Annotated in this window: 10 protein-coding genes; 7 read left to right on the forward strand and 3 right to left on the reverse strand. The window is 75.1% G+C overall.

From position 1 onward, the window contains the following. The first annotated feature begins 260 nt into the window (after positions 1–260). Positions 261–2,492 (forward strand): MMPL family transporter, encoded by a 2,232-nt coding sequence (locus ACFRMQ_RS32440; protein ID WP_380734311.1) that lies wholly within the window; start codon positions 261–263, stop codon positions 2,490–2,492. On the opposite strand, the gene ACFRMQ_RS32445 is transcribed toward ACFRMQ_RS32440, so the two are convergent. Beyond that, on the reverse strand, positions 2,475–2,906 hold the full coding sequence (locus ACFRMQ_RS32445) for a MarR family winged helix-turn-helix transcriptional regulator (RefSeq protein WP_380734312.1): 432 nt from the start codon (positions 2,904–2,906) through the stop codon (positions 2,475–2,477). The genes ACFRMQ_RS32440 and ACFRMQ_RS32445 overlap by 18 nt on opposite strands. Positions 2,907–2,968: 62 nt before the next feature. On the opposite strand from ACFRMQ_RS32445, the gene ACFRMQ_RS32450 reads away from it, so the two are divergent. Then, positions 2,969–3,610 (forward strand): MBL fold metallo-hydrolase, encoded by a 642-nt coding sequence (locus ACFRMQ_RS32450; RefSeq protein WP_380734314.1) that lies wholly within the window; start codon positions 2,969–2,971, stop codon positions 3,608–3,610. 56 nt (positions 3,611–3,666) lie between these two features. Next, positions 3,667–4,266 (forward strand): dephospho-CoA kinase, encoded by a 600-nt coding sequence (coaE, locus tag ACFRMQ_RS32455; protein ID WP_380734315.1) that lies wholly within the window; start codon positions 3,667–3,669, stop codon positions 4,264–4,266. A 63-nt stretch (positions 4,267–4,329) separates the two neighbouring features. On the opposite strand, the gene ACFRMQ_RS32460 is transcribed toward coaE, so the two are convergent. Further along, positions 4,330–5,637, reverse strand: coding sequence for a sensor histidine kinase (locus ACFRMQ_RS32460; RefSeq protein WP_380734316.1), 1,308 nt, complete (start codon positions 5,635–5,637; stop codon positions 4,330–4,332). Positions 5,638–5,832: 195 nt separating this feature from the next. Between ACFRMQ_RS32460 and ACFRMQ_RS32465 the strand changes: the two genes are divergently transcribed. Then, entirely contained in the window at positions 5,833–6,375 is a 543-nt protein-coding gene (locus ACFRMQ_RS32465) for a GNAT family N-acetyltransferase (protein ID WP_380734321.1), read from the forward strand. Positions 6,376–6,382: 7 nt separating this feature from the next. Here ACFRMQ_RS32465 and ACFRMQ_RS32470 read toward each other — a convergent pair whose 3' ends face one another. Then, positions 6,383–7,132 carry a hypothetical protein gene (locus ACFRMQ_RS32470; RefSeq protein WP_380734317.1) on the reverse strand — a complete coding sequence of 250 codons (750 nt, stop codon included), beginning with the start codon at positions 7,130–7,132 and terminating at the stop codon, positions 6,383–6,385. Between the two features lie 70 nt (positions 7,133–7,202). Here ACFRMQ_RS32470 and ACFRMQ_RS32475 point away from each other — a divergent pair, with 70 nt between their 5' ends. The 3 genes from ACFRMQ_RS32475 (at position 7,203) to ACFRMQ_RS32485 (ending at position 9,499) form a co-directional block, all read left to right on the forward strand. Next, entirely contained in the window at positions 7,203–8,225 is a 1,023-nt protein-coding gene (locus tag ACFRMQ_RS32475) for a LysR family transcriptional regulator (protein ID WP_380734318.1), read from the forward strand. Beyond that, entirely contained in the window at positions 8,222–8,782 is a 561-nt protein-coding gene (locus ACFRMQ_RS32480; RefSeq protein ID WP_380734319.1) for a GNAT family N-acetyltransferase, read from the forward strand. The genes ACFRMQ_RS32475 and ACFRMQ_RS32480 overlap by 4 nt, the downstream gene beginning before the upstream one ends. A gap of 147 nt (positions 8,783–8,929) precedes the next feature. Then, positions 8,930–9,499: a hypothetical protein gene (locus ACFRMQ_RS32485; protein ID WP_380734320.1), complete on the forward strand. Its 570-nt coding sequence runs from the start codon at positions 8,930–8,932 to the stop codon at positions 9,497–9,499. Positions 9,500–9,531: the final 32 nt, after the last annotated feature.

A 9,531-nucleotide genomic window follows, 5' to 3' on the forward strand; every position in this document is an offset into this window, starting at 1 on the left:
GTGGGCCCCACCCGGAATTTCCGGGTGGGGCCCATTCGGTTTGTGCGGCCGCGTTTCGGGTGGCCGCGTTTCGTGTGGCCCCGTTCGCCGGTTTCATTCGCGCCCGTGCGCCGGCGCATTTCGTTTTCCGCGATGATTTATGCCGCTCCGACTTATGTGTTCATTATGTGAAGGAAAATGTGAGATGGGGCTCATTGCCCATCTATAGGCCGGAGTTCCGGTTGCGCCTAGATTGAGGGAAGCTGCCCGAAAGGCTCCTCATGCGCAATCCCTCCTCCGTCGCCCCCGCCGCCGTGGTCGGCGGCCGGTTCTGCTTCCGCCACCGCCGCTGGGTGCTCGGCCTGTGGGCCGTCGTCCTGGTGGCCGGCGTCCTGATCGGGGGGCGGGTCTTCGAGGGTTCGGTGGCCGGGGCCTCCTCCGCCACCGCCGAGGCCGACCGGGGCGGCGCGGTGGTCGCCGCCGCCGACCCGGCCAAGGGCGCCGTCACCGCCGTGGTGGACGGCCGGCCGGTGGACGATCCGGCGGTGAAGGCCGCCGTGGAGCGGGCCACCGCCGAGATCGCCGCTCTGCCCGGGGTCTCCTCCGCACTGGACGCGTACGGCCCCGGCCCGGAGTCGGCCGCGCTGCGCTCCGCCGACGGGACGGCGAGCCTGGTCACCGTACGGATGGCCGACGGCGCGAGCAGTGCCCGGACCGACGCCGTGACCGAGCGGCTCGCGCGGCTGGACGGGGCGGGCGGCGCCCACGTCACGGTCGGCGGGGACCTGGTGCTCCAGCAGGAGGTCAAGCGGCAGACCGAGAAGGACACCAGATTCGGCGAGCTGGTGACGCTGCCGCTCACGCTGATCGTCATGGTGCTGGTCTTCGGCGGGCTGGCGGCGGCCTCGCTGCCGGTGATCGGGGCGGTCGCCTCGGTGGGCGGCGCGCTGCTGGCCATGTTCGGGTTCAGCCGGATCATGGACATCGACACCAGTGTGCTGCCGATCGCCACGGTGCTGGGGCTCGGGCTCTCCATCGACTACGCGCTGCTCATGGTGAATCGTTTCCGCGAGGAACGCGGCCACGGCGCGGGCATCGCCGCCGCCGTGGAGCGGACCGCGGCGACGGCCGGGCGCACCGTGGCCTTCTCCGGACTGACCGTGGCCGTCGCGCTCTCGGGCCTGTTCGTCTTCACCAGCCCGGTGCTCGGCGCGGTGGCGGCGGCCGGGGTGAGTGTGGTGGTGATCGCCGTCGCCGCCGCACTGACCCTGATCCCCGCCCTGCTGGGCTTCGCCGGGGCGCGGATCAAGGCGCCCGCCGCGCCCGTCGCGGACGAGGGGTTCTTCAGCCGGACCGTGCGCCGGGTGCGCAAGCGGGCGGTCGCGGTCACCCTCGTCTCGGTGGCGCTGCTGATGGCGGCCGGGGCGCCGTTCCTGCACGCCGAGATGCGCAGCTCCGGCGAGGCCGTGCTGCCCGCCTCCTCGGCCGGGCGGCAGGTCGCCGAGACCGTCGACCAGCGTTTCCCGCAGGCTTCGGCCGCGCCGATCACGGTGGTGGTCGAGGGCGGCGCGAAGGCGGCGCAGGCGTACGCGGACGAGGTCGTGGCCAAGCTGCCCGGGGTGAGCGGGGTGCGGGCGGTGACCCAGGCGGGTGAGGCGGTCTCCACCATCGACGTGCTGGTGCCCGGGGACCCCCAGGGCGCGTCGGCCCGGCAGGTGGTGGAGGAGCTGCGGGCCGACCGCGGCGGGCTGACCACCTACGTCACCGGCGGCGCGGCCTCGGTGGTGGACTTCCAGGACGAACTGCTCTCGCGCGGACCGTGGGCGCTCGGGCTGGTCGCGCTGGGCACGCTGGTGCTGCTGTTCCTGATGACCGGCTCGGTGGTGATGCCGGTCAAGGCGCTGGTGATGAACCTGCTGTCGCTGGGTGCCTCGCTCGGCGCGCTGACCCTGGTGTTCCAGGACGGGTACTTCAGCGGGCTGCTCGGGTTCAGCCCGACCGGCGGGCTGGAGACGTTCATTCCGGTGCTGGTCTTCGCCTTCGCCTTCGGGCTGTCGATGGACTACGAGGTGTTCCTGCTCTCCCGGATCAGGGAGCTGACCCTGCGCGGGCACGACTGTGTCCGGGCGGTGGAGCTGGGCGTGCAGCGCAGCGGTCGGATCATCACCTCGGCGGCGATGCTGATGGTGATCGTCTTCGCCGGGTTCGCCCTCGGGGACATGCTGATGGTCAAGCAGATGGGCATCGCGCTGGCCGTCGCCGTCGCGGTGGACGCCACCCTGGTGCGCTGCCTGCTGGTGCCCGCCGCGATGAGCCTGTTCGGCGAGTTCAACTGGTGGGCGCCCGCTCCGCTGCGGCGGCTGCACCGGAGGTTCGGGCTGAGCGAGCACGTCGAGCTGCCGGAGATCGCTCCGGTGGCGGTCCCGGCGCCGCGGTCGGCGGCCGAGCCGGTGACGGAGCCGGCGGCCGATCCTGCGGCTCAGGACCTGGTGGGATCAGCTCAGTCGGCCTAGCAGGGCGACCGCGGCGCGCAGCCGCTCCTGCTCGGCGGGGCTGAGCCGGGACTCGATCGCGGTGGCGATGTGGTGCTCGCGGCGGGCGCGCTGGTCGAGCAGGGCGGTGCGGCCGGCCTCGGTGGCGGTGATCAGCTGCTTTCGGCCGTCGGTGGGGTGGGGCTGCTGGGTGACCAGTCCGGCCTCGGTCATCAGGGCGACGGTGCGGGCCATCGACTGGTGGCGGACGCGCTGGAGCTCGGCCAGGTCGGCGATCGTGCGGGAGCGCTCGTCGCGGACCAGCAGACCGAGCACGGCGGCCTGGTTCTGCGGCAGTTCGTCGCCGGTGCGCAGGGAGCGGACCAGGCTGCCGAGGGCGGTGCGCAGGTCGGCGGCGAGTTCCAGGGTGTCCGGGTGGGGGGCTCGGCTGGTCATGGGATGAGTCTACCGGGCATATGTGCAGTATGGCTGTACAGCCTTGCTGTATGGTTTTGGGCATGCGAATCACCAAGTTCGGACACGCCTGCGTACGCGTCGAGCACGGGGACACCACCGTCGTCATCGACCCGGGGTCCTTCACCGCCCCGGGCGCACTGGCCGGGGCGGACGCCGTCCTGATCACCCACGAGCACATGGACCACTTCGAGGAGTCCCGGCTGCGCGCCGCGCTGGCCGCCGACCCGGCCCTGCGGGTGTGGACCAACGCCGCCGTCGCCGCGCGGCTGGAGGGTGCGGCGCAGCGGGTCCGCGCGGTCGGCGAGGGCGACGCCTTCGAGATCGGCGGGCTGGAGGTCTCGGTGCACGGCGAGTGGCACGCGGAGATCCACCGGGACATCCCGCGGGTGACGAACATCGGCTTCCTCCTCGACGGCCGGCTGTTCCACCCCGGTGACGCCTTCACCGTGCCGCCGCACCCGGTGGAGACCCTGCTGCTGCCGCTGGCGGCGCCCTGGAGCAAGGCCTCCGAGGTGATCGACTACGTCCGGGAGGCCGGGCCGCGCCGGGCGGTGCCGGTGCACGAGGCGGTGCTCAGCCCGATCGGGCTCGCCGTGCAGACCCGGCTGGTCGGGCCGGAGGGGCCCGGCACGGGCGCGGAGCTGACGGTGCTGGGAGAGGGCGAGAGCCTGGAACTGGGCTGAGCCGGCGCCGAGGTCCCGTCCTGACGCCGCCGGTGCCGCGCCGGTAGCCTGACGCCATGCTGAAGATCGGACTGACGGGTGGCATCGGCGCGGGCAAGAGCGAGGTGTCCCGGCTGTTCGCCGCGCACGGCGCGGTGATCGTGGACTCCGACGTGATCGCCCGCGAGGTGGTCGCCCCCGGGACGGACGGCCTCGCGGCGGTGATCGCCGAGTTCGGCCCGCAGGTGCTGCGGGAGGACGGCACGCTGGACCGGCCGGCGCTCGGGGCGATCGTGTTCGCCGACCCGGAGCGGCTGAAGGCGCTGAACGCGATCGTCCACCCGCTGGTGCGGGCCCGCTCCGCCGCGCTGGAGGCGGCGGCCGCGCCGGACGCGGTCGTGGTGCACGACGTGCCGCTGCTGGCGGAGAACGGGCTGGCGCCGCTGTTCGACCTGATCGTGGTGGTGGACGCGGCCGACGAGGTGCGGATGGAGCGGCTGGTGCGGCTGCGCGGGATGACCGAGGAGGAGGCCCGGGCCCGGATGGCCGCGCAGGCCTCCCGGGAGGAACGGCTGGCCGTCGCGGACCTGGTGATCGACAACGGCGGCGGGCTGGCGGAGCTGGCGGGCCGGGTGGACGAGGTGTGGGCGGAGCTGGCGCGGCGGGCGGCGGCCTGAGGGCGGTCCGGTTCCTGAGGGTCGGCGGCTCCGGGGATGGTGCCGAGCGGTCGGTGCCGCTGCTCAGGCCGTGCCGAGTGGCAGCCGGGCGCGGACGGCGAACCCGCCCTCGGGGGTCGGTCCGGCGTGCAGGGTGCCGCCGAGGTCGTCGGCCCGGGTGCGCATGCCGCGCAGGCCGTGGCCGCCGGAGGGCAGTTCCGGGCGCCCGGCCCGGCTCGCCTGCCCGGCCGGCCCGGTGACCTCGGTCGGCCCGGTGACCTCGGCGGCGGGCTCGGCGTCCCCCTCGTCGGTGGGGGAGTTGACCACCGTCAGACGCAGCCCGTCCGGTTCGACCTCGACGGTGACGGCCACCTCGGCCTCCGGGGCGTGCTTGTGCGCGTTGGTCAGCGCCTCCTGGACGATCCGGTAGGCCGCGTACTGCACGGCGGGCCCGGGGCCGGCCGGTCCGTCGGCCGGGCCGTTGACGGTCAGTCCGACCGCCAGTCCGGCCTGCCGGGACTCCTCGACCAGGGCGGGCAGCGCGCGCAGTGAGGGTGCCAGGTCGGTGCCAGTGGTCAACACGCCCAGCAGGACCCGCAGTTCGGTGAGCGCCTGGAGCCCGAGGGTGCGGATCAGGCCGAGCGTCTCCCGGACGGCGGCCGGATCTCCGGCCAGGGCGACCTGACCGGCGCCCGCGTGCAGGGCGATCAGCGAGACCCGGTTGGACACCACGTCGTGCATCTCCCGGGCGAGCCGGGCGCGTTCCTCGGCCACCGCGCGCTCCTCGGCGTGCCGGCGGGCCTCCTCCAGCAGGCGGTTGCGCTCGCCGAGCAGCCGGTTGCGTTCGGCCAGCACGTCGACGGTGCGGGCGCGCTGGTGGGCGGTCAGCCCGAGGGCGAGCGGCACGGCGCCGAAGAGCAGCGGGTCCTCGATCAGGTTGGCGAGCCCGGACGGGGTACCGATCTCGCCGAGGTTCCCGAGGTCCCCGAGCCCCCCGAAGGTTCCGAGGCCTCCGAGGTCGAACGGGATGAGGAGCCGCAGTTCGGCCAGGGCCGCCAGGACGTACACCAGGGTGGTGGCGCCGCGCCGCGCGGTCAGCCCGTAGAGCGCGATGGCGAGCGGGAGTTGGCCGCTGACCAGGGTGACCGCCGCGACGGCGGCCGGGTGGCGGCGCCGCAGGGCGAGGGCGAGCGCGCCGACCGCCATCAGGACCGCGTTGGCCGTCGGCGAGGTGGTCGGGCCGACGTCCGCGTCGTTGGCGGCGAGCGGGACGAGGACCAGCAGCACCAGGGCGGTCGGGGCGAAGGCCCGGACGGGGTCGGGCAGGCGCAGTGGTGGGCCGGGCAGCGGAGCGGCGAGGTCGGCGGCCGACTGGTCGGTGGGCTGCTGCATGAGGGGCATGCTTCCACACCGCCGCGGCGCCGGGCCGGTCGTCCGGCCGAGTGGCCGGGAACGGACTGGTGAAAGGCCGTGGCCGGGGGAGAGCATGGCGGAATGGATGATCGTTTCTCGCCCGAGCCCGAGCCTGCGACTGAGCCCGCGACTGAGCCCGAGCCCGAGCCCGCGACCGAGGCTGAGTCCGTGTTCGTGACCGAGCCCGCGACCGCGATCGCGGCCCCGGTGGTCGAACGGCTCGCGCAGTACGGCCGCACCGAGCAGCAGGAGATCCTCGGCCCCGGGGACGACCCGTACGGCGTCTCGTACACCGGGCTGTCCTTCCGGTCCAAGGAGATCCACTTCGGGGTCCGGGCCGCCGACGGCCGGCTCGTCGCCCACGCCGGGCTGGTGCCGCTGCCGCTCACCGTGGGCGGCAACGACCTGACGGTGATCGGCGTCGGCGGGGTCTGCGTGGCCCCCGACCGGCGCCACGGCGGCCTCGCGCGGACCGTGGTCGGGGCCGCCCTCGACCACGGGCGCACGCTCGGCCACCGCTACGCGCTGCTGTTCTGCCGTCCGCCGCTGGCCGCGTTCTACCGGGGGCTGGGCTTCCGGGAGGTGGCGCGGGCGGTGACGGTGGAGCAGCCGGAGGGGCGGCTCGCGGAGATGCCGCTGCGCACGATGTGGGCCCCGCTGGTGGTCGGGGCCGGGTGGCCGGAGGGGCCGGTGCGGCTGCGGTCGCTGCCGATGTGAGACGCGCTCAGGCGCCGGCCGTGGAGGCCGCGGAGGCCGCGGACGCCGGGGAGTCCGCGTGTGCCACGGCGGCGACGGCCAGCGCGCGGATCATCGGGTGCGCCCGGGTGCCGTCGCCGGACAGCTCGGGCTGGAACAGCGAGGCCAGGAAGAACGGGTGGCCGGGAAGCTCCAGGACGCGCACCGACCCGGAGCCGTCCGTGCCGCTGAACCGCAGGCCGTGCGCGGTGAGCCGGTCCAGGTAGGCGTCGTTGAGGCCGTACGAGCAGTGGTAGCGCTCCTGGGTGCGGGTGGTGCCGAGGACCTGCTCGGCGAGGCTTCCGGGAGTGATCGTGACGGCCCCCTCGTGGCCGACCAGCGAGCAGGCCAGCGGGGCGATCACCTGCTGGTCCGCCTCCGGGTGCTCCTCGCCGTGGACGGCTCCGGCCAGGCCGCAGACGTTGTGGGCGTACTCCAGCACCGCGTGCTGGAATCCACCGCAGGTGCCGAGGAAGGGGATGCCGCGCTCGCGGGCGGTCCGGACGGCGGCCAGCGCGCCGGCCTCGCTGCGGTAGGGGCTGCCGGGCAGCAGCCAGACCGCGTCGAAGCCGTCCAGGGCGCCGGGTTCGACGGCGTCCCCGGTCGGGATCCAGTAGGCGTCCAGGACGAGGTGGTCGCGCTCGGCGAGGGCGTCGAGCAGGCCGGGGACGCGGGTGTGCGAGCGGATGGCGGGGGAGCGGTCGCCGACCAGGGCGACCCTCGGGGTCAGGTAGGTCATGCGGCTATCCTGACCCGGCACCCGAGATCAGCGCCAACGATGATTCCTTACGATTCGATCAGATCGGTTGATGACCGCCGTGGACCCGCAGCAGCTGCGCACCTTCGTCACCGTCGCCCGCCTCGCCTCCTTCTCGGACGCGGCGCGGGAACTCGGCTACACCCAGTCCGCGGTCTCGCAGCAGATCGCCTCGCTGGAGGCCGACCTCGGTGCCGCGGTGCTGGTCCGCCGCCCGGTCGGCCCGACCGCGGCCGGGCGGCGGTTGCTGGAGCACGCCGCGCCGCTGCTGCTCCGGCTGGAGGCGGCGCGCGCCGACGTCGCGCGCCTGGCGGGCGCCCCGAGCGCCCGGCTGGTGCTCGGGGCCACCCCGCTGGCGGTCGGCGTGGCACTGGGGCGCGCGCTCGGCGAGGTGCGCCGGGCATACCCGGGGGCGGACCTGGTGGTCCGGGTGCTCGCCCAGGACGTGCTGCCCGCCCGGGTGGCCACCGGCGATGTCGACCTCGCACTGATCGACGGCCTGGCCGCGCCCAGTGACCCGCTGCCGCTGCTCGACGTCGGCCCGCTGCGCACCGTCGCGGTGGCCGAGCGGCCGGTCGCCGTCGCCCTGCCGGCCGGTCACCCGCTGGCCGGCCGCGGCGGACTCGCGCTCGCCGACCTCTCCGCCGCCCGCTGGCTGGACGCCCCCGACCTCACCCCGCCGCCCGCCCGGCTGCGCGCGGCCGCGGGCGTCGACGGTTTCCGGCCCGCCACCCGCTACCAGGGCACCGACCTGCACGGGCTGCTCGCGCTGGTGGCGACCGGGCACGGGCTCACCCTGCTGCCCGAGCCGGTGCTCGCGGCGGCGCCCGGGATCGGGTACGCGCCGATCGCCGCGCCCCGGCTGGTGCACCGCACCGAGTTGGTCCACGGCAGCCTGCCGGAGGGGCCGGCGGCGCTGCTGGGGCGGCTGCTCGTCGGTGCGGCGGGTGAGTCGGGCACGGCGGGTGAGGCGGGTGAGCCGGGCGCGGCGAGGGCGGTGGCTGCGGCCGGCCCGGCTGGTGGGGCGAATCCGGTTGCGGGGGCCGGTGGCGCCGATGAAATGATCACGCGATGAGCATCGGAACCATCATCAGACGAGTACGGACCGAGGAGTGGCAGCGGCTCAGGGACATCCGCCTGGACGCGCTGCTGGACCCGGCCGCGGCCGTGGCCTTCCTGGAGACGCACGAGGAGGTCGCCGGCCGCCCCGACGAGTTCTGGCAGGACCGCACGACCCGGGCGGCGGCGGGCCCGCACGTGGCGCAGTTCATCGCGGAGGCCGAGGACGGGCGCTGGCTCGGCACGATGACCGGCCTGGTCGAGCACCCCGGCGGGGACGGCGCCCTGGAGGGCGACGTCATCGAGGTCGAGCAGGTGCACGTGGTCGGCGTCTTCGTCCGGCCGGAGGCGCGCGGCACCGGGCTGGCGCTCGACCTGATCCAGGCCGTCCAGGACTGGGCGTGGTCGCTCACCGGGCCCCGGATCGAACGGGTGCGGCTGTTCGTCCACGAGGACAACCCCCGGGCCGAGGCGCTGTACCGGAAGGCCGGCTTCGAGCCCACCGGGGCGCTGCTGCCGGTGCCCGGCGGCGGGCCGGGCCGGGAGCGGGAGCTGGCGGTCGTCCGGGGCTGACGGGGTGTGACCCCGGCCGGCGGGGGCGGTTGTGGAGGCGCGGGCACCAGGCGTTCACGTCCCGGGCCTGACGGTGGTCGGCCGCGCGGTGCTGTCATGAACACAGTCGCCCGGCGCAGTGCCGGGCCGGACCAGGAGTGCTTCCCCATGATGCTCCGTCACCGTCGCGCCGGCACCGCCCCGGCGGCCGTCCTCGCCGCCGCCCTCGCCGCCGCCGGACTCACCGCCGGCACCGCGCGGGCCGCCGTCCCGGCCGCCGCCCCCGCCCCGACGCCCCGCCCGCTCGCGGCGAGCTGTTCGCAGGCCTACCTGCCGCTGCCCGACCCGTACTGCACCCCCGGTGCGTACAACCCGGACGTCACCCAGGCGACCATCGGGCAGACCATCTGCGTCTCCGGCTGGACCGCCACCGTCCGCCCGCCGACCAGCTACACCAACGCGCTGAAGGTGCGGCAGATCGCGGCCTACGGCTACGCGGACACCAACACGGCGGACTACGAGGAGGACCACTTCGTCCCGCTGGAGCTCGGCGGCGCCCCGCGCGACCCGGCCAACCTGTGGCCCGAGCCGCGCTACGGCAGCCAGCCGGCGCAGAGCAAGGACTCCGTCGAGACCAAGCTCAAGAACGCGGTGTGCGGCGGCCGGGTCGGCCTGGACGACGCGCGCACCGCGCTCGTGAACGACTGGACCACCGCGCTCAGCGTCCTCGGGCTGTGAGGAAAGGGCCGGCTCCCCGGGAGCCGGCCCTC

Origin of the sequence: Kitasatospora sp. NPDC056783 (assembly GCF_042789895.1) — a bacterium.
In the GTDB taxonomy this organism is placed as follows: domain Bacteria; phylum Actinomycetota; class Actinomycetes; order Streptomycetales; family Streptomycetaceae; genus Kitasatospora.